This window comes from Rhizobium sp. BK176 (assembly GCF_024808055.1).
On record NZ_JANUBV010000010.1, the window covers coordinates 1 to 18,647 of the forward strand.

General features: G+C 57.7%; 18 protein-coding genes and 1 pseudogene. 11 read left to right on the forward strand and 8 right to left on the reverse strand.

The genetic code is table 11. The features are described from left to right. On the forward strand, positions 1 to 1,113 hold a 1,113-nt coding region (locus FHT76_RS25330; protein WP_259129624.1), incomplete at its 5' end, for a multicopper oxidase domain-containing protein. Between the two features lie 617 nt (positions 1,114 to 1,730). On the opposite strand, the gene FHT76_RS25335 is transcribed toward FHT76_RS25330, so the two are convergent. The 3 genes from FHT76_RS25335 to FHT76_RS25345 all read right to left on the reverse strand — a co-directional run bounded on the left by FHT76_RS25335 (position 1,731) and on the right by FHT76_RS25345 (position 5,208). Then, positions 1,731 to 2,918, reverse strand: coding sequence for an ATP-binding protein (locus FHT76_RS25335; protein WP_183756005.1), 1,188 nt, complete (start codon positions 2,916 to 2,918; stop codon positions 1,731 to 1,733). 587 nt (positions 2,919 to 3,505) lie between these two features. After that, on the reverse strand, positions 3,506 to 3,982 hold the full coding sequence (locus FHT76_RS25340) for a Crp/Fnr family transcriptional regulator (protein ID WP_183756006.1): 477 nt from the start codon (positions 3,980 to 3,982) through the stop codon (positions 3,506 to 3,508). Positions 3,983 to 4,716: 734 nt separating this feature from the next. After that, positions 4,717 to 5,208 (reverse strand): ferritin-like domain-containing protein, encoded by a 492-nt coding sequence (locus FHT76_RS25345; RefSeq protein ID WP_183863925.1) that lies wholly within the window; start codon positions 5,206 to 5,208, stop codon positions 4,717 to 4,719. A gap of 213 nt (positions 5,209 to 5,421) precedes the next feature. On the opposite strand from FHT76_RS25345, the gene FHT76_RS25350 reads away from it, so the two are divergent. After that, positions 5,422 to 5,802 carry a hypothetical protein gene (locus tag FHT76_RS25350; protein ID WP_183863926.1) on the forward strand — a complete coding sequence of 127 codons (381 nt, stop codon included), beginning with the start codon at positions 5,422 to 5,424 and terminating at the stop codon, positions 5,800 to 5,802. A gap of 342 nt (positions 5,803 to 6,144) precedes the next feature. Here FHT76_RS25350 and FHT76_RS25355 read toward each other — a convergent pair whose 3' ends face one another. Continuing rightward, on the reverse strand, positions 6,145 to 6,399 hold the full coding sequence (locus FHT76_RS25355) for a hypothetical protein (protein WP_183756009.1): 255 nt from the start codon (positions 6,397 to 6,399) through the stop codon (positions 6,145 to 6,147). Positions 6,400 to 7,079: 680 nt separating this feature from the next. Then, positions 7,080 to 7,403 carry a hypothetical protein gene (locus FHT76_RS25360; RefSeq protein WP_183863928.1) on the reverse strand — a complete coding sequence of 108 codons (324 nt, stop codon included), beginning with the start codon at positions 7,401 to 7,403 and terminating at the stop codon, positions 7,080 to 7,082. Between the two features lie 224 nt (positions 7,404 to 7,627). Between FHT76_RS25360 and FHT76_RS25365 the strand changes: the two genes are divergently transcribed. The 6 genes from FHT76_RS25365 (at position 7,628) to FHT76_RS25385 (ending at position 12,463) form a co-directional block, all read left to right on the forward strand. Then, a complete protein-coding gene (locus FHT76_RS25365; protein WP_183863929.1) occupies positions 7,628 to 8,101 on the forward strand; it encodes a hypothetical protein in 474 nt (157 codons plus the stop codon). Further along, entirely contained in the window at positions 8,094 to 9,320 is a 1,227-nt protein-coding gene (locus FHT76_RS25370) for an HlyD family secretion protein (RefSeq protein WP_183863931.1), read from the forward strand. The genes FHT76_RS25365 and FHT76_RS25370 overlap by 8 nt, the downstream gene beginning before the upstream one ends. 300 nt (positions 9,321 to 9,620) lie before the next feature. Continuing rightward, positions 9,621 to 9,806, forward strand: coding sequence for a hypothetical protein (locus tag FHT76_RS41430; protein ID WP_405049512.1), 186 nt, complete (start codon positions 9,621 to 9,623; stop codon positions 9,804 to 9,806). Beyond that, positions 9,731 to 9,976, forward strand: coding sequence for a hypothetical protein (locus tag FHT76_RS25375; protein WP_183756202.1), 246 nt, complete (start codon positions 9,731 to 9,733; stop codon positions 9,974 to 9,976). Before FHT76_RS41430 ends, FHT76_RS25375 begins: the two co-directional genes overlap by 76 nt. Before the next feature lie 170 nt (positions 9,977 to 10,146). Next, positions 10,147 to 10,458 (forward strand): hypothetical protein, encoded by a 312-nt coding sequence (locus FHT76_RS25380; RefSeq protein WP_183756014.1) that lies wholly within the window; start codon positions 10,147 to 10,149, stop codon positions 10,456 to 10,458. A 247-nt stretch (positions 10,459 to 10,705) separates the two neighbouring features. Beyond that, positions 10,706 to 12,463 carry an adenylate/guanylate cyclase domain-containing protein gene (locus FHT76_RS25385; RefSeq protein WP_183863933.1) on the forward strand — a complete coding sequence of 586 codons (1,758 nt, stop codon included), beginning with the start codon at positions 10,706 to 10,708 and terminating at the stop codon, positions 12,461 to 12,463. A gap of 105 nt (positions 12,464 to 12,568) precedes the next feature. Here the strand turns inward: FHT76_RS25385 and FHT76_RS25390 are convergent, their stop codons facing one another. Continuing rightward, on the reverse strand, positions 12,569 to 13,231 hold the full coding sequence (locus FHT76_RS25390; protein WP_183863934.1) for a hypothetical protein: 663 nt from the start codon (positions 13,229 to 13,231) through the stop codon (positions 12,569 to 12,571). A 230-nt stretch (positions 13,232 to 13,461) separates the two neighbouring features. Here FHT76_RS25390 and FHT76_RS41435 point away from each other — a divergent pair. The 3 genes and pseudogenes from FHT76_RS41435 (at position 13,462) to bhcR (ending at position 16,037) form a co-directional block, all read left to right on the forward strand. Next, positions 13,462 to 14,501 (forward strand): annotated as a pseudogene (locus FHT76_RS41435) (DUF4105 domain-containing protein). Positions 14,502 to 14,695: 194 nt separating this feature from the next. Then, a complete protein-coding gene (locus tag FHT76_RS25410) occupies positions 14,696 to 14,911 on the forward strand; it encodes a hypothetical protein (protein ID WP_183756017.1) in 216 nt (71 codons plus the stop codon). Between the two features lie 271 nt (positions 14,912 to 15,182). Then, positions 15,183 to 16,037 carry an HTH-type transcriptional regulator BhcR gene (gene bhcR / locus FHT76_RS25415; protein WP_183756018.1) on the forward strand — a complete coding sequence of 285 codons (855 nt, stop codon included), beginning with the start codon at positions 15,183 to 15,185 and terminating at the stop codon, positions 16,035 to 16,037. Between the two features lie 15 nt (positions 16,038 to 16,052). Here bhcR and guaD read toward each other — a convergent pair whose 3' ends face one another. Further along, positions 16,053 to 17,399 carry a guanine deaminase gene (guaD, locus tag FHT76_RS25420; RefSeq protein ID WP_183863935.1) on the reverse strand — a complete coding sequence of 449 codons (1,347 nt, stop codon included), beginning with the start codon at positions 17,397 to 17,399 and terminating at the stop codon, positions 16,053 to 16,055. Beyond that, complete coding sequence (locus FHT76_RS25425) at positions 17,396 to 18,637, reverse strand: urate hydroxylase PuuD (protein WP_183863936.1); 1,242 nt, start codon at positions 18,635 to 18,637, stop codon at positions 17,396 to 17,398. Before FHT76_RS25425 ends, guaD begins: the two co-directional genes overlap by 4 nt. Between the last annotated feature and the right edge of the window lie 10 nt (positions 18,638 to 18,647).

Here is an 18,647-nt window from a genome sequence, read left to right on the forward strand (position 1 = left end):
GTCCCGCTCGTCAACTTCGGGTTCGCACCCTTCTTCGAGGTGCTGCCACGCAAGTACAGATTCCGCGTCCTGAACGCGTGCATGTCACGCTTCCTAAAGCTCGGACTGGCCGATGCCAGGGGTAATCCGGTTCCCATCACCTTCATCGCCAATGATGGCAACCTTGTTGTCAATCCAATAAGGATGCCGGGTCTGCCAGTGCAAGGCATGGGCGAGCGCTTTGACTTCGTTGTCGATTTCTCTGGCTTCAAGATCGGCGATCGCATCAGGGTCGTCAATCATGTTCGCCACGAGGACGGACGACGGCTCAAGGAAGAGCTCAGTCTGTCGAAGGCTCTAAAGGGCACGTCGGAGGATCCGGTGGTTGGGCCGATGCTTGAGTTCCGCATCGTCGGGGCTGTTGAAAGCGTCGATGTCCCGGGCGTCATTCTTCGCGCCACCGATCCCGACAAGAGCCAGGTTCCAGCAACGCTCACGGAACAAATTCCGATCGTGACGCCGGTGCGCACGCGCATGGTCGAATTCGGCAAATCGGGGACCGGAGACTCGCGTGGGCCGAATGGCTGCACGCCGGATTGTGGAGAGTATGTGAGTTTTCCCTGGACGATCCGCATCAATGGCGAGTCGTCCCACTCCATGAACGCCAACCGGATTTCGCTGCTCGTGCCGAAGGCTGGGGAGGTAGAGCACTGGACCTACAAGAATGGTGGCGGCGGCTGGGATCACCCCATCCACCTGCATTTCGAAGAGGGTGTGACGATGCTCCGTAACGGTCAAACGCCGCCACCGACCGAGAACCTGCAGCGGAAGGACGTCTGGCGGCTTGGAGAAAGCGGCAGCGTGACGTTTCAGATCCAGTTCGGCGAGTTTGGTGGGTCCTACGTGAACCATTGCCACAACACGGTGCACGAAGATTTCGCCATGCTGGCACGCATTCAGTTGCTGACTGGGGTTCCGGGATCCCCGCAGTCTGCAGTGACGCCGACGCCAAATCCGACCCCCGATGGCGTCTTCTTCACCACGCCGGAAATCCTGCCAGAAGGCGCACCAAGAGGATGGAAGAATACCCAGACACAGGTTGAAGCCCAGCTGGAGACGGCACCCAAACCGTGATGGGGCGGAGCGATCGCGCGACCAGCTAGATCGTTGGCTCTGCGCTTGCGGGAGACTGCTCTCGCCATTGCCATCGACGTCGCGATATCAACGATGCCATCGCGTGATGGATGGTCAGGCTTCCTTTCCTTTCAAGGGGTTAGCCGTACGTCTCGGTTGAAAGCCTTTCGAACAACCAAACTTGCCTTGCGGGGGTAGAGTGCCTACGGTTCTGGTATTGCCCCCGCCGCTGTTGCAGTTCAGGGGAGCGCCGCTTCGTATGGCGCATATACACCATGAATTTAGCATCGCATTCCGTCACGCTTCCCTGACCACTTGCCTCCACTTAGAATTCCGTCCGACCGAAAAGGTTGTCGCGCGATGCGCCGGATCTCGCCGGCTTCGGCCAACCAGTCCTCCGTACATCGCGCCTGAACAAGGCGTGACCCGCTTCAGCTTCTGGGCGTCGGCATGTTCGAGGTCAGCGGCTTGTCGCTGGCGCCAAACCGAGTTGCGATACCGCATAGTCAGAAAGAGCCGTCCCAACCCTCATGGAGCGAGCTGCGCTTGTTGGCGATGGAATCGCAGTATCCAAGTCTGATCAAAGAACGAAGAAAGAGTAAGTGGCGATGCTGTGTTCACAGATGATCAATGTCTGGCATGATCCTTTTCATGAAGCCATCGAACAACGGCACAGTGAACGCGGTATCACCGTGGGCAGGACTGAAAATCATGCCTTTGGCAATTAACGCGTTGCGGACTGGGGCGACAGTTGTGACTCGTCGTCCGAGGACGTCGGCAATATCGCCGGATCGGTGCGGTCCCGCGCCGAGTTCTGCCATCGCTCGCATATAGCGTTTTTCTGCGGGCGTCAGTCGATCGAACCGCACTCGGAAGAAGCTAGCATCAAGCTCCGCCAAGGCGTCGACGGTAGCTCGCTGCGTATCTGACCTCTCGATTGGCGACATATCAGCGACGTTCCAGCTATGCTTCCCCCACTCCTGGAGGAAATAAGGATAGCCGCGCGTTTGGTCGAGAATCTCGTCAACAGCCGTCGGCTCATACTCCACTCCTTCCTTTGCGGCTGGAACGATAAGTGCAGCGCGGGCAGCGGCATCGTCTAGTCTGTCCACGGGCGAGAACTCAAAGAGCCGCTCTGCATATGATTTGGCGCGCCCTGTGTGGCCAAGAAGTTGCGGCAGCCCGGCAGCTACCATCGTGACGGGCAATTGATCTTGGTTAGCATTATGCAAAGCTGTGATCAGGGAAGCCAGTTGGTCCTCCGGCACATATTGTAGTTCATCAATAAATAACACCACCGCTGTATCTCTGTCGGCAGCCGCCGCGCCAACCGCGGAGAGCAATTCCACTAGATCGTTGTCCAGATCACCGCTGTCGGCAACTCCCTCTTCAGGATCGAGCTCAAGTCCCAACTCGATGTCCTGATATTTTACTTTGAGAGCCTTTGCGAATCCCGCCAGTGCACGTAAAGCTCTCTGGGCGCTCGCCCTCGCGGCTTCTCCTCGGTTCAAACGAAGCAAGGTCGCTCGTAAAGCGGGCGCGAGTAAGCCCGGAAGAGACCGCTCCTCCGGTGCTTCAATCTTCACGCTAGCGATTCCACGTGCTTCCGCGTCGAGCCGAATGCGGTTCAGCAGTACTGTTTTGCCCACACCTCGTAGACCATAGAGAATCACGCTGCGGGCGGAACGACCTGCGCGGATGCGGTCAAGCGCTATCGCCGCTCTTTCGATCAGGTCATCTCGCCCCGCCAATTCTGGCGGGGGCGTACCTGCACCAGGTGCATAGGGATTGAGCCTGGGATCCATATTGAGTCATCTTAGCCTGGTTTATCGAATTTACATAAATTAACGTAAGATCGCTATAATGCAAGTCTGCGGTTCCTGTCGCGATGGGAGCTCATATTTTGCTCGACAGATCGCCCCCAAACGGCGCGGGCTTTATCCACGAACGATCACAGGGTCTCGCCATAAGTCAGCTGTGGCGCCGAATTCGCGTTCTCTGGGTCCTCGGACAACGGAGAACAGAGGCCCGAGCCACTTCAGGTACTCTACCTCGCATCTATTACAGGATCGTCGCCCGTGCGGGGAAGATCGTCGCATTAGTGCCACACCGGCCCACGAACAGCTTTCGTTACGGAAGGAAAGCGGTACCTGACGTATTCCTTTTTTAACATTCTCTCATAGCCTGCGCATGCCCAAATGGGCGGAAACGCTGCCAATGCCTGTCGAAGGCAATCGGGCGTTGGCGGCGTTTCATCCGGTTTAGGGGCTTCCATGAAAGCCATAACCACGCGGGGAAGCGAAAATGCGTAAGCGCTTGCCAGATGGTGGCCTGAACGCGTGTAACTGCGAGACCAACGTCCGGCCAGCCTTGTCCAGAAGAACGGGGTGGCCTACCCGATTTCCAGTTCCGTCTCGTCTTGTTGCTTGGAGCGTGTTGCAGTCAACTCACTGGTCGTCTGAACAAGCCTATCGGCGAGAACGCGCATCACGCCAACGCCCAGATGTGGGAAGTCGCTGAGCAGCTTCAGAAAGTTTTCCTTGCTGATGCGGAGCGCCTCGACATCGCTTGAGGCCTTGACGGTGGCCGTTCTTGGGGTGTCGCATAGGATCGAAATTTCGCCGACAATCGAGTTCGGTTCCACGTCGGCAACCCTTACGTCACCCGCTGGAGAATGCACAAAGACTTCCGCCTTTCCGGTGAGTATTACGAAAGCTGCGTCGCCCTGATCGCCTTGACGGCAAAGCGCTGTTCCAGATGGAAACTGCTTACGATCTGATGTGAAAGCTAGAAGCTTCAGCTTTGCGGGATCGATCGTCGAGAAGATCGGTACCCGTCGTAACATTTCTACTTCATCACGCAAAAACATGGGGCCTCCTCTAGTCCTCCTGCTCTTCAGCATAGGAATATCGGGAGCCAATGCAAGTTGGGTGCCCCGCATCGGACTTCAGTCCCATGGGCGAGCACCGGCTTCCATATCACGTTCGCACAGGCGACCACGGATCTTGTTCCGTTATCGACACGGCGACTGGATTTCCGGCCGAGATCGACGAGAATATCGATCAAGCTGACGCGATCGTTTCGGTTGCTAGTGGCATCTGCGGCGCAGACATGCGGGTGGAACTGTCCAACGCCTGTAACGATCTGGCTAGATACGACTTCCAGCTAAAGTCGACCTCAGATCTCGGCAGCTCGCATCCTTCAACACCATCGCCCGCTGGATCTCAGCCGAACACAACCGCGTCCAAGACGCTCGGAAACTCCACCGGCATCCCGTTGCCGATAACTTGACGGATGCGGCCGTGCGGCCGCCGCGAGGTCTTGCGTTATCTCGATTGCAGCAGAACGTTGGACAGGCCCTTTGGATATACTGGCCGAGATTGGGAAAAGACCCGCTTTCATGAAAGCCCCTGTTCAAGATATGCCAGACCGGCCAGGTTGGGACTTCCTTTTATGCGCTGATGGCGGCAGCCGGGCGGCTCCTGGGAAGGAGAGTGGCAATCGAACCAGCTTAGGTCTTCCGAAGAGATCGCCTCCTCGGCAATACCCCCGATAACCAACGTTACAAGGGGTGTTGCAGTCCTAAGGGCAGCGCTTATCTTGTCAGGCCGCCTTTGAATGCGTCGAGGTTTTGTTGATCGACGTTACCGCCAAGTTGGTAAGCTTGTTGTTCGTCGCCTTCTCCTGGTCGAGGATCTCGCTCAGAAGTTTGTGTGCCTCATCGTAACCGAGGTCCTTGGCCCATTCGCGCAGCGAGCCGTAGCGTGCGATCTCGTAGTGCTCGACGGCTTGGCAGGCGGCCAGAAGACCGGCGTCCAAAGCGGTACCTTCAGCCTTCATCAAACCGTCCGCCTCTTTGATAAGGCCTTCAATCGCGTCGCATTTTTCGCCAGATGCCGTCTTGCCAATAGACTTGAAGACCTGCTCCAGCTTTTTTATCTGATCTTTCGTCTCCGACAGGTGTTCCTCGGCCGCCTTTTTCAATTCAGCGCTTTTCGCTGCTTTGGCGACCTTTGGAAGCGCCTTTGTGATGGCGCTCTCAGCGAAATAGAGATCCTGCAGCGTGTGCTCGAAAATTTCAGCGAGTGATTTCATCAATGCTCTCCGTGCCATATGAAACGTAGGGGAGAAAGCCTCCAGCAGCCTATTCGTTCCAGCGCCATGCCTGACACGCGGACTTGCGGGACAACAACCGCACGGCGACCACAGACGGGCCGCCGTTACCGCTGGCCACACCCGCCACAGTTCTCTGACGGCATATTGAATGTTTGGCGCCTGTGCCCAATCTACAGTGAGATTGGAGGCCCAATGTTCTACGTCACCCTGGCTTGTTGCGTCATTGCATGCGCTGTCTTCATTGGACGCTATTTTGCGGCCAGAACTCGCCTTGTTGAAAAGAAAATTGACGATGCCGTCGCTCGCAGCCTGCTCAAATCACCGCTTATGGTGGAACTGAGAGATCTAAGGGAATTCAACGGTGTTATGCGAAACCTGCTGATCGATCTGGTGGAGAATGAAGATCCGAGACAACAAAGCGTTGCCCGCCTGACGGCGACAGACAGAAAGCGCCTCTCAAGTGACCGGGAGCAGAGACGGCGAGAGATCTATGGTGAAGCGGTTTTCATCCTTCAACAGGAGACGAAAACAAAGCTTTCGACCAAAGACCACAAGACCGCTGATCTCACCTGATTCCTTGGGCCAATTTGCAATTGTTCTCGTAGCGGGACCATGGCCGGACGCATCTCACGCGGTACTCTGGTCAGGGGAACCCGCATTTCGATCTATGATGTTGTGACACCTATAGCGGCCGCCCATATTAGATTGGCAAACCTATGCCTCGCCTCTGAGGGAACACTATTCCGTCATGACGGACGGGACGGTCCCTCGCCTCTCTATCGTAGCTTCGACGTGAATTGGGGAGTGTCCACGGGACGGAAACAGGCAATAGCCCCGTTTGGCCCATACATGTAAGCCAGGCAATTTCAGTCAGGATCCGGCGGTGCGATCCGCCGGATCTTTAGGCGCAGCCCCTTACTGGGGCGTCGTTGCAGGCGCGGTTGCAGGCTTGTCTGCCGATGTTGCGGGCTTGTCTGCAGATGGGGTTTCGACTGCCGGAACGTTGACATTGACGTCAGCGCCACCACCTTTGCCGCCGCCGATATCGATAACGCCGGTAAACATCAGCAAGCCGCCAATGACAACCACGGCAATAACAATGATGGCAACTGCCCATCCACCATTGCCACTTCCGCCTGTATTGATAACTGTTGGTCCACGATCAGCCATGTGGGAATTCCTCCGTAGTATCTGCGCAAAATCGTAAAGCGAATTGAATTTTCAACGAAAACCATTGCACCGCGACCGCCGTGGTCGCCGACATATTAATTCGGAGGTTGGTTATTCGTTCCCCGTACGGGCCTTGGTCGGGTGCAACCTCAGACCAAGGTCCTACCTTTAAGGTCTCTTTCCGTCGTCTCTTACAACAGGGTGTCAAGATTGCGGATATCATTGGCACTGGAGGGCCGCTTCCGGCCGGCCCATTAGCCGCCCTTAAATTGGACAGCAATCGGAGAAGCAACGGTGTTTAGCAATGTTCGCAATAGGGCCGATTACCGTCATGCAGAGAAGCGCCAACAGCGGTCACCCGGCCTCCGACGTTAGAGCCCACATACCGCCTCCACGACCTCACGCAGCGCAATCGGTTTTTGTAGACGAATAATATTCGCAAACTCATCAGGGATCACGTCCCGGTCATATCCCGTGATAAAGACCAGCGGTATGAAGGACAAGGGACGCTCCGTTTTTGCGGGTATCATGCGTGACATCTGCGCCGAAAGGAAGCGGAAGCCGAACGGATGAGAGCCGGTCACGCGCTCAAGCTGTTAAACCGTAGTATATGGCATCATTACCATCAACGAGCGACGTATCATCCAGAGCGCCAATCCAGCCGTTGAGCAATTGTTCGGTTATGCGCTGCCCGATTGTTCGCCGCGGTCGATGAAGCAGATTGTCTTGCTGAAGGATACCAGGATACGAATCAGGCGGCGCTTTTGCATGCCATCGACCCGCCGCTCCAGGTCCGATATCCGTGTGTTATCCCCGCTGTCCTCGGCTGCAGACCTGCCAAAGGTAATGGCGGCAATGGAAAAGGGAAAAATGCGCAGCAAAGCCCAAGCCGCGCAGGTGAGGCGAGACGTATAAACATTACTGAAGATCCCCTGAAAACCGGCTACGACGACCGGCGCGATTTCCTCTTGCGTGGACCTCCTCAACCAGTCCGCAGACTTCAAAAATATACCCTTTGCAGTCAAGTGAAAGAGCGACCCAACGCAACCATACTTGCAGCGCGGCTTCGGACGAAATGAAGGATTTCCACGCAAATCGCCATTCTGGCCGGCCGTCGCACTCCGTAGTTTACGCGATACTACGAGAAAGACGCATGGGTTCACTGTAAGGTGTGAGTAGCGCGATCTGAGTGTTTCAGCCTGTTCTAACCGCCATAAAGGAAGTCCCGATGGCGCAAGATCTCCATCCGGCAGCTACCGAGCACTTGCCAATCTTCATCACGCCCCCCGGTCAGACCGACTACCTGTTCGTCGGCGTCGTTGTCTTCCTGATCCTGATGATCCTGATCGTCGGTAATCTCTACTTCCAGCTTCACGCTGTTCCCGAGCGCATGGCGCATCGCACCAGCAAGGTACAGATGGAAGTGGTCGCGGTCCTGGCGCTGATTTCGCTCTTCACGCACAACCACCTGTTCTGGATCGCGGGTTTGCTGCTCGCCTTCATACACATCCCCGACTTTTCGACGCCACTCTACTCGATCGCTCAATCGCTCGGCAAGCTTTCCGGCCGCACGGTTGAAACGACCGACGACCCCGCCCTGGTTCGTGACCAGCCGCCAAAATCCGAAGAAGCGCATGCGAAGCCTGAAGAGCCTGCCAAGAGCGAGCCCCAAGGCGAGGCGAAGGTATCGGCACATGTTTGAATTGATGCTTTGCTCGCTTCTCACAATCTTCCCGGACTACCTCTACCGGCGCTATGTCCAAGGAAAGCGAATTGGCTATGAGATCAACCTCTATACCATGTGGTACGAGTTGCGCTGGGGCATTTCAGCATGCCTCATGCTCACCATATCGCTGATCACGCTGATCTTCTATTTCCATCCCTCGACGAAAAACGTAACGGCGGTTTTCCGCACGGTGACGATCCTGCCGGAAACGGTCGGACGCGTCGATGAGGTCTTTGTCGGCCTCAATCAGAAAGTTGAAGCTGGCGCGCCGCTTTTCCGGCTGGATGATTCACAGCAAAGGGCAGCGCTTGAGACGGCGCGGCGGAAAATCGCGGAACTGGATGCCGAAGCCAAGGTTGCGCAAACGGACTTGGTGACAGCAGACGGTCAGATCCAGGAAGCCCAAGGTGCGCTTCAGGTTGCGATCGACGAATATGAACTGAAGGCCCAGCTCCTGACCAGGGATGCTGTTGCCCGTCGCGAGGTCGATCGCCTCGCCAACACGGTCGAAAGCCGCAAGGGTGCGCTCAGTTCTGCAATCGCCAAAAAGGATACCCTCCAGGCCAAGATCGCAGACCTTCTGCCGTCACAGAAAGCGAGCGCGGAAGCGGCGCTTGCGCAGGCACAGGTGGAGTTGGACAAGACACTGGTGCGTGCAGGGGTCGCTGGCACGGTTCAACAATTCACTCTGCGGCCGGGTGATGTCGTCAACACCATGATCAGACCCGCTGGCATTCTCGTGCCGGCAACAGCGGGCAAAGGCACGCTGATCGCAGGCTTTGGACAGATCGAAGCACAGGTCATGAAACAAGGGATGATCGCCGAGGCCACCTGCATCGGAAAGCCGTTCACTATCATTCCGCTCGTTGTGACCGAGGTGCAGGATGTCATCGCGGCAGGGCAGTTGCGAATTACGGATCAGCTTCTCGATGTTCAGCAACTGGCGCAGCCGGGAACGCTTACCGTCTTCCTGCAGCCGCTGTTCGAAGGCGGGCTGGATGACATTCCACCCGGCAGCAGCTGCATTGCCAACGCCTATACGAATAACCACGACGCACTCGCCGACAAGAATATCGGCACCATGCAATGGATCTTCCTGCATGTGGTGGACACCGTCGGTCTCGTGCACGCGATGATCCTGCGCATCCAAGCCTTGCTCCTCCCTGTACAGACCCTGGTGTTTTCGGGGCATTGATCGCGCGCCGGGGGTTTGACAATGGCGGCGACAGCTACGTCCTTAGCGGCACGGCTGGCCTGCTGGTGAAATTGCAATCGCAGCGGGGTCGGCCCCCGCGCAGGGATGCTGGCGATGGGCCGCCGGAAGCGAACATGGAGGTCGGGACGACACGCAAATCCTACCCGTCGCGCCGAACTAAACTAAAGCGCGTCGCCCGTTTTTTGATTCAGGTTCTCGAATCGGATGATTTGTGCACCACCTCAGCGTTACCAGGCAGCAACCGACATCAACGTCTCGCGCGTCGCCGTCGGCCAGCATATGCAGGCGCTTGAGAAGTTCCTGGGCACGATCCTGTTTGAGCGCCTGCAGCGGTCGGTGAAGATGACGCGAGTTGGCGAGCACCACCATCTTGCAATCTCGGGCGGGCCTTGCGTGCTACCACCAAAATCAGCAAGCGGTCGGAAAGCGATATCGTCAATGTTGGAACGGCGCAGGGCTTCATGACCTACTGGCTGGCACCGCGACTGGGTGAATTGCGGCCCATCGTCCGCCACGCGTTTCACCTGCTTCTGCCGAAGACAACACTGTCCTCGGTTGCGGTGCGCGCTTTTGCTGGTTGGATCAAGGCGTCGCTTGTGGCGCTGGGAGAGGACCACGACAAACCAGAGACTTGAGCGCTTCCCGGCACCTTAGATGATGTCCGCTTTGTGAGAAGCGGACTAGTTTCAATCCAATGCGGTTAGCAGCAATGTTATTGCTGGCTTAGCAACGCCAGCCGAGGCGTCGCCGCCTTTCTCGTCGGGCAGAGGTGTTTGCCCTTTTGTTCATTCATTGGAGAAAGCAAATGTTGTCGGTTAAGCTGAAGGAAGAGTTTGCCCGCCTCTTTGACGAAAAACTTCCATCGAGTGAAGGTGACGCAGACGCATTTTTGGAAGTTGATAGCTTCCGAATGTTCGCCCCAACGGAAAAGGGCGATCTGGTCACCCGCCTTGCCCTCTCCAGCAGCGAGACGATCGATCTGTCGGTCAACCCTCTCTGTGCTGTGCGACTTGCAGCGACCATCCTCGATCTCGCTGCCAGGTCGGGTGACTTCGTGGTCGATCTCGCCCTTTTTGATGCCCAGACTGGCGAGCAGGTGGCACGACTGCGGCCTTGAGTGAGATCAGCCAATCAACGGTCATCGGCCGCCAACGGCGGAAGAAAAACATCCTTCCATTGGTCCGCAGCAGATATTTCGCTTCGCGGATCCTGTTCCTGTTGAAGACGACCCTCTCGTGAATCGTCGCCACATGACCGTCTCAGTGGTATCATGAGCCAGCACGGTCGCGGTGTCGGGCAGCCGGATGGTGCATGTCTTCAATCGCCTGGGCTTCATCCGGCCGATCTCCTGAGGGGAGACAGCCATGGCAACTGCAAGAGCAGAGCGGCGGCTGGCCGCGATCGTGGCCGCTGACGTCGTCGGCTATTCCCGCCTCGTCGAACATGACGAGGCCAGCACTTTGTCGGCCCTCAAGGTTCTGCGCCGGGAGGTGATCGATCCGCTGCTGGCCGAGCATCACGGCCGTATTGTCAAGCTGATGGGCGACGGTGCGCTCGTGGAGTTCGGCTCAGTCGTCGATGCAGTCGGGTGCGCGGTTGCCATCCAGAAGGACGTTGCCGAGAACCAGGCCAATATCCCCACGGAGCGACGCATCATCTTCCGGATCGGCGTCAATCTCGGTGATGTGATCCACGAGGTTGATGGGGATCTCTACGGCGATGGCGTCAACATCGCCGCCCGTCTCCAGACCTTGGCGGATCCAGGCGGCATTTGCATTTCCGGCACGGCGTACGATCACCTCCAGGGCAAGCTTGACTGCGAATACGAGTACCTCGGCGAACGCGCGCTCAAGAACATGGAGCGGCCGGTGCGACTGTACCGTCCCCTTCTGGAAGGGACGACCGCACGAACGGCATCACCCAGCCCCGCACTTCCGGACCGACCATCCATTGCCGTGCTGCCCTTTAACGCCATGAGCGCCGAACCGGAGCAGAACTTCTTCAGCGATGGGCTCACCGAGGACATCACCACCGCGCTATCCAGGCTCAAGGGCTTCTTCGTGATCGCCCGCAACACGATGTTCACCTACAAGGGAAAGCCCGTGGATGTGCGCGCCATCGGACGCGAGCTCGGGATCCGCTATGTTCTCGAAGGGAGTGTCCGCAAGTCCGGCAACCGCGTTAGGGTGACCGCGCAGCTTATCGATGCGGCCTCCGAAGCCCATCTGTGGGCCGAGAGGTACGACGGCGACCTCGGCGACATCTTCGTCATTCAGGACGAAATCACCGCAAGCGTCGTCGGCCGCATCGGACCCGAACTCTTAGCCGCAGAGCATGCCCGCGAAAGCCCCAAGCCCAATCATGGCCTGGATGCCTGGGAATGTGTCGTGCGGGCAGTGTTCCTGTGTTCCCAGTTGTCTGACGAGAGCAGCCGGAAGATGCTCCCCCTGCTCGATCGGGCAATCGGACTGGCTCCCGCTTATGCCCAGGCGCTCGCCATGAAAGGTTGGATTACGATATGGCGTGCGTTCCAAGGGTGGGAGGACATGGGATGCGCCCTGGCCCTTGCCAGGGATATCGTCCAACAAGCCATTGCCGCGGACGATAAGGAACCGTGGGTTTACCTTGCGCAGGCGATGATAGCCTTTGCGACGCGCGACAATGACCTGGCAACGGCAGCGATCAGCCAGGCTGTGGCGATCAACCCCAACTCCGCGTTCGCACATGGCCAGTTGGGACTTGCGCATGCCAATGGGGGCCGTGCGGCGGATGCCATTCCTTGCATCGACTATGCCCTCAGACTGAGCCCGCGGGAGGCGTTTCTCGGCGACTTTCAGTTTTACTACGCCATGGCTTACTTCCAGGGAGCGAATTACGAGCTTGGATTGAAGTACGCACGGGAGGCTCATCGCTTGCGGTCCGGCCACGCGGTTCCGCTGGTCATCGGTACTGCCTGTGCCGGACTTCTGGACAATCAGGAGGCTGCCACGGACCTGCTCGGACAACTCAAGTGGTTGGTCCCTGACATCTCACGGGACGCGATCGGAGCAACATCCTCGTTCGTCCGCGCCGAGGATCGGGCGCGCCTGATCGAGGGACTTGCCCGTGCCGGCCTGAATTGACAGGTTGGAGTAATTTCCGCTTTTGGGGAATGGGAAGATCGACAAGCCGGCGCCCACCGGCTGGGGGCAGAGGCGTCGTTCGCCAGGATGGCGCCAAGAAAGCCCTCACTCTGCCTGCATGTAATCCGCCACGCTGTAGCAGTGGCTAGCCTGATAGGCGTTGCGCCCCCTGTTCATGTGCGTCAGGTTGAACGTGCGAATAGCGGCCAGGACACGGCGGCTCGTGAGGAATGTGCGGATCGACAAAGAGCTTTGCACATTGATGCCGAAAATGTTTGCACCACGCGGGAAGAAATAACTGACATGCTCTGGCATCGCCACACTTTGCTCGAGAAAGTGTTCATCCACCTGGCTCGGCGTTGCTGAACCATCTATCGTGAAATCCGAAAGATGCACGATGAACCTGGCGCGGATATCGTCACCGTGGGCATAGAGCGTAAAGAGCTCCATCCAGCTCGCATTGACGCGGACAAGCGGCTTGTCCAAGGTGGATGGCAGACAGGAAACCGACCAGTAGTAGCGCTCGGTCTTGCGGATCATCGGAATGCAGTTTGGGCCGTATAGCCCGACAATCTCCAGCAGTTGCCCCGCTTGCGGGCGGTTGAGGAGCTTCTCAAATCGAGCGACATATTTGAAGCGCTGTTCAAGGGACTCTGGGCGCTCGCCCACGTCCGGCAGCTCGATCTTGCCCGCTATCCAATCGCGCTGCTGCTCAGGATCAAGGAACTGCCGCACACCGGTTGTTCTCGGGCGTAAAGTCGCGGCCATATCAGACGTCCTGCGAAACTCGTATGCTCGTCATAGCCCGCTCCTGTTTTCTCGCTAAGGCTTCAGCGAATCTCACCATCGCGCCCGATGCGCCTTCGAATGATATGTCGCCAATCGTGAATTTGGAAAGTCTACGCGACGACGCCCCCCTTTCATTCAGAAAGGTCTCTGTCTGAAGCTGCTGTTGGGATAAGCTCTTGTGGCGCGGCTTGATGTCAGCGGCCAGCGTGATGCAAGATCCTTCCTGCTCAATCGAACAGAGATCGACAGATGGAGAATTCCGCCGCTTGGCTTGGGCTGTTCTGGCTGTTTTAGTAGCAATCCTCGTAGCCTTGGCCACCGCATGGGCCTCGCTCGCATTATGGTATCGCTTTCCGGCATCAGACGTCGCCAGAGGTTTTGCCGCCGTGCTGTTCGCTCTTTTCGGAGTTTTCACGATCGTCGCGCTGTTGGGCTCCTGGCGGCACAAGGCAATCCTGACATTTGCAGCTTTGTTGGCACCGGTGGAATACGATCAAGCCCGTCGCGGACGCAGGCAGCCGACGTCGGGCGACAGGTTACAGGCAACGGCGATCTGCTGGCGCTCACCAATGTCCGCGAGTTCGAGTGGCGTAGCAGCACCGACTTCACTGAGCGATGGACGACGCGTACCTATGACATGAGCAAGCTCCGCACGGTCGACCTGTTCATGTCTTATTGGGCGGGGCCAGAGATTGCGCACGTGATCTTCAGCTTCGGTTTTGAAGGAGGTGAGCAGCTTCCGTGGTCGATCGAAGTCCGCCGCCGGGCTGGAGGCGCGTTCTCGCCGCTTGCTGATCTATTAAGAGCATCCTCAGGTGATCAGCGCCGCAGACGAGCGGGATGTTGTGGGCGTCCGGTCGAACTTCCGTGGTGAAGATGTCCAAATTTACCGCCTGAAAGCATCTCCGCAACAGGCGCGGGCACTCCTGCGGGATTATGTTGCAGACGCCAATGCCCTCGCAGCGACGCCGGCGTTCTATAACTCGACACGAGCAACTGCACGACGACGGTCGTCAAGATGATGCGCCTGGTTGGAGACAAGGTTCCCTTCGACTGGCGTCTCATCGTCAACGGCTATCTTCCCGACTTCGCCTATGATCGCGGCCCGGTGGATACCTCAGTGTCGCCTGCTGAACTCAGGACCGTCGCTCATATCGGCGAGCGGGCTCGGGCCGACGGATTGTCGCCGAACTTCTCAAAGTCGATCCGCGGCGGCGTACCTTCGCCAGCGCCGGAGGGTCAGCGATGAATGGCAAAAATCCCTTGTTTTCATCGCACGTGGAAAACGCCGATCTAAGCCGATAGCGGATACGACGTCACAATCTCGTGCTTTACCTCACCGACGTTGCCACCATATCGCACAAGTACGAGCGCAAGCTCTTTGCTGAAGAGTGAAAAGCCGCCGGTTGATTGTCGTAACCTGCACAAACCAAGAGGTAGGACATGCACAAGTTCACTGTTATCGTCATGGATCAAATCGAGGCTGACACCGCTGAGGAAGCAGCCCTGCTCATGTATCAAGGGCTGGCCAATGGGCCCTTGCCTTTGCGCTATTCGGTCACTGATGAGACAAGCATCACCACCGATCTGGTGCTTGATCGGCAAACGGCAGATGATTTCGCCCGTCTCGATCATACTGCAGACCCGGGCAACTGGTGATGCTCCGAGCCTCAAAGTCACCGAGCATGTGCCAAAAGTGTGTGGCCACCATCTCTATAACTCAAGATTGCGCGGGTCATGAGCTATTGCATGGTGGTTCAATCACTCATCTGGAGCCGTACGCGCCACCGAGGCTAGATGATCCATGCCTTGGAAAACTTCACCATTCCCCTTAAATGCCTTCGTTGAAGGTCGGTGTCCTCACCTATTCCAAAAGATCGAGAATGATTTATTGAACGTCCGACATCGGCGGCTGCAGGAGGATTGCGTTATGGTTGGCGACAGAGAAAAGACGAGAGGAAGGCCTGGCCGGAAGCCTTTGAAAGACGCGGCCTCATCATCCGTCCAGGTGCTCGACCGCAGCCTTAGACTTCTGGAACTCGTGGCTGAGGGTGATGGGGCTGTTCTGAGCGAACTCGCCGAGCAGTCCGGGATGGCAACCTCCACTGTGCACCGACTTCTCAATTCCCTCGCCCAGCATGGCATGGTCGCCCATGACGGTGAGACCGGTGCGTGGACGGTCGGCGTAAAAGCCTTCGAGATCGGGACGGCCTACATGCGCTTTCGCAAGCTCGGCACGATCAGCCGGCCGTTTCTGAAGCAATTGATGGGCGCGTGCGGCGAGACGGCAAATATCGCCATCGAAGAGGATGGCGACGTCGTCTTCATCTCGCAGGTGGAAAGCCACGCACCAATGCGCGCCTTTTTTCGCCCCGGCCGACGCGGGCCAATCCACGCATCCGGGATTGGCAAGGCCATCCTATCGACGTGGCCGGACAAGCAGATCGAAGCCCTGCTTTCCGGCCGCTCGCTTGAACGGTTCACTGACAAGACCCGCGACAGCTTGGCCTTGCTGCTGCAGGATATTTCCGGGATTCGATTGCGTGGCTGGTCGATCGATGACGAAGAGCACACACTTGGCATGCGCTGTGTAGCGGCGCCGATTTTCGACGAATACGGCGAAGCCGTCGCAGGCATTTCCGTTTCGGGGCCGGCCGTCCGTATGCCTGACAACAAGCTCGAGGCGGTCGGCCCACTCGTTCTTGCGGCGGCCAAGGGCTTGACCAAAGCAATGGGGGGCCGATCGCGGCCCCTGTTGTCGATAGATGTCGCCAGCCAGGGCTGAGCCAAAACCGGACTATCAGGCCGTTTCCAGCGTCCGGGGTGCTTTCGACGCATTTTCCTTTCGGACCTTTGCCTTCATCGGCCTGCCGCCGACGTAGACTTCGGCGATGCAGCGGTCGTCACCCATTGTCTGGAGAATGAAGAGTTCTTCGGCAAGCGATGTCACGGTATGCATGCGATATTCCATCGCTGACTTCGCCCTGGAATCAAGGATGACGATATCGGCATCGGCGCCAGCCTCGAGCGAGCCGATTGATCGTTCAAGCCCGAGTGCGAGAGCGTTGCCCCGCGTCATGCGGTAGAAGGAATTCAGCGGAGTGAGCCGCTGACCCTGCAGGTGCAGCACCTTGTAGGCCTCATCCATTGTCTCCAGCATAGAGAAGCTTGTGCCCGCCCCGACATCGGTTGCGACGGACCATCGCCCACCAAGCTTGTCGAAACGCGCAGCGTCAAACAGCCCTGATCCAAGAAAGAGGTTCGATGTCGGGCAAAAGACGGCGACCGCACCTGTTTCGCAAAGAGCGCCGACCTCCCGATCACTCATGTGGATGCAATGGCCTAGCAGCATGCGATCATTCAGCAGGCCGTACCGCGCGTAAATATCCGTATAATCCTTCGCTTCGGGATAAAGGGACGTGGCAAAGGTGATTTCATCACGATTTTCGGAGAGATGCGTCTGGACGTAGCAATCAGGGTGCTCGGCAACCAGCGCCCTGCTCATGTCCATCTGCTCAGGTGTGGAGGTGATGGCAAACCGCGGACTGATGGCGTAGCGTGCGCGGCCGCGGCCATGCCATTTCCCGATGAGCTGCTTCGTCTCGTCATATCCGCGCTGCGGTGTATCGCGGAGTTCGTCCGGCGCGTTGCGATCCATCATCACCTTGCCGCCGATCACGCACATGCCACGCGCTTCAGCTGCTGCAAAATATGCGTCGACGCTTTCCGGATGAACCGAGCAGTAGGCGACAGCAGTGGTGGTGCCGTTTGAAAGCAGTTCGTCCATGAAACGGTCGGCCACCTCTGCTGCGTGAGCGGCACGCGCGAACTTTTGCTCCTCGACGAAAATATAGGTGTTCAGCCATTCGAGCAGCTGCGCACCATAGGAGGCTATTGCCTGGGTCTGCGGAAAGTGCAGATGCGTATCGATAAAGCCTGGCAGAATGAGGTTCGGCCGGTGATCCACAACCGAAAGATTGGCGCCTGCCTCTCTGCTGATGTCGATGTAGGAGCCGAGCGCTGCCACCTTGCCGCCTCGCACAAGAACTGCGCCATCCTCGATATAGCGGTAGGACGATGTGTCATCGATGCCCTTGGGTTCGGCGACGAATGTCAGCACGCGGCCGCGGATAAGAATGTCGTTCATTGAACTTTCTCCGCGCTGATGGCGCTTTCGTACCAAGAGACAAGGAGGCGACGCTCCTCGTCGGAGATCTGCGTGACATTGGCCGGGGGCATGGCATGCGAGCGGCCAGCCTGCAGGTAGATCTCGCGAGCATGGGCGGCAATGTCCCTATCCGTATCAAGCACGACGCCCTTTGGCGGCGCGATGATGCCCTCCCAACCCGGCTCCTTCGCGTGGCACATCGAGCAGCGTCCCATCACGGTGTCGCGGACCTTGGGAAAGGCTTGAGCGGCGATGAATGGCTGCTGGTTGGCCGAGATCCTGGCATCTTCCGACTGACCCGTCAGCACCTTCGGGACCGTCGAGAGCCACATGATGGCAATGAACAGGAGCGCTGTGACAAGCCATGTCCATGTCGGATTGCCTGCATTGGCGTGGCGGGTATTGAAATAATGGCGGATCGTAACGCCCATCAGGAAGACGAGAGAAGCAATGATCCAGTTGAACTGGGTGCCGAATGCCAACGGATAGTGGTTGGACAGCATCAGGAACAGCACAGGCAGGGTCAGGTAATTGTTGTGCGTCGAGCGCTGCTTGGCGATCTTCCCGTACTTAGGGTCGGCCTTGCGGCCGGCGATGAGGTCGGCGACGACGATCTTCTGGTTCGGAATGATGATGAAGAAGACGTTCGCGGACATGATCGTCGCGGTGAAGGCCCCGAGATGCAGGAACGCAGCGCGACCCGTGAAGAGATGGGTGTAACCCCAGGCAACGCCGACCAGGATGAAGTACAGCGCCACCATCAGTCGTGTATTGTCATTGCCGAAGGGCGACTTGCAGATAACATTGTAGGTGATCCAGCCAAGCACAATCGAACCGAGCGATATCGCGATCGCGGCAGGCTTTGATACATCAAGGACGTTGGGGTCGATCATGTAGAGGTCGGCGCCGGCATAATAGACGAGACAGAGCATGCCGAAGCCGGAAAGCCAGGTGACATAGCTTTCCCATTTGAACCAGACCAGGTGGTCCGGCATGTTGGCGGGCGCAACGAGATACTTCTGGATCTGGTAGAAGCCTCCGCCGTGAACCTGCCATTCCTCCCCGAACGCGCCCAGTGGAAGATCGGGCCGCTTTTTCAGGCCAAGATCGAGCGCGACGAAATAGAAAGACGATCCGATCCAGGCGATCGCCGTGATCACATGCAGCCAGCGGACGGCGAACGTCAGCCAATCCCACGCGATAGCATATTCGTACATAGGGACCTCC

Bases quoted from the DNA above. Each gene is read 5' to 3' on its own strand.
- FHT76_RS25345 (WP_183863925.1), bottom strand. From the start codon at position 5,208: ATGAAATCACTCGCTGAAATTTTCGAGCACACGCTGCAGGATCTCTAT.
- FHT76_RS25410 (WP_183756017.1), top strand. From the start codon at position 14,696: ATGCACAAGTTCACTGTTATCGTCATGGATCAAATCGAGGCTGACACC.
- FHT76_RS25380 (WP_183756014.1), top strand. From the start codon at position 10,147: ATGTTGTCGGTTAAGCTGAAGGAAGAGTTTGCCCGCCTCTTTGACGAA.
- FHT76_RS25355 (WP_183756009.1), bottom strand. From the start codon at position 6,399: ATGGCTGATCGTGGACCAACAGTTATCAATACAGGCGGAAGTGGCAAT.
- FHT76_RS25340 (WP_183756006.1), bottom strand. From the start codon at position 3,982: ATGTTTTTGCGTGATGAAGTAGAAATGTTACGACGGGTACCGATCTTC.
- FHT76_RS25370 (WP_183863931.1), top strand. From the start codon at position 8,094: ATGTTTGAATTGATGCTTTGCTCGCTTCTCACAATCTTCCCGGACTAC.
- bhcR (WP_183756018.1), top strand. From the start codon at position 15,183: ATGGTTGGCGACAGAGAAAAGACGAGAGGAAGGCCTGGCCGGAAGCCT.
- FHT76_RS25350 (WP_183863926.1), top strand. From the start codon at position 5,422: ATGTTCTACGTCACCCTGGCTTGTTGCGTCATTGCATGCGCTGTCTTC.
- FHT76_RS25385 (WP_183863933.1), top strand. From the start codon at position 10,706: ATGGCAACTGCAAGAGCAGAGCGGCGGCTGGCCGCGATCGTGGCCGCT.
- FHT76_RS25365 (WP_183863929.1), top strand. From the start codon at position 7,628: ATGGCGCAAGATCTCCATCCGGCAGCTACCGAGCACTTGCCAATCTTC.
- FHT76_RS25425 (WP_183863936.1), bottom strand. From the start codon at position 18,637: ATGTACGAATATGCTATCGCGTGGGATTGGCTGACGTTCGCCGTCCGC.
- FHT76_RS25390 (WP_183863934.1), bottom strand. From the start codon at position 13,231: ATGGCCGCGACTTTACGCCCGAGAACAACCGGTGTGCGGCAGTTCCTT.
- FHT76_RS41430 (WP_405049512.1), top strand. From the start codon at position 9,621: ATGCAGGCGCTTGAGAAGTTCCTGGGCACGATCCTGTTTGAGCGCCTG.
- guaD (WP_183863935.1), bottom strand. From the start codon at position 17,399: ATGAACGACATTCTTATCCGCGGCCGCGTGCTGACATTCGTCGCCGAA.
- FHT76_RS25335 (WP_183756005.1), bottom strand. From the start codon at position 2,918: ATGGATCCCAGGCTCAATCCCTATGCACCTGGTGCAGGTACGCCCCCG.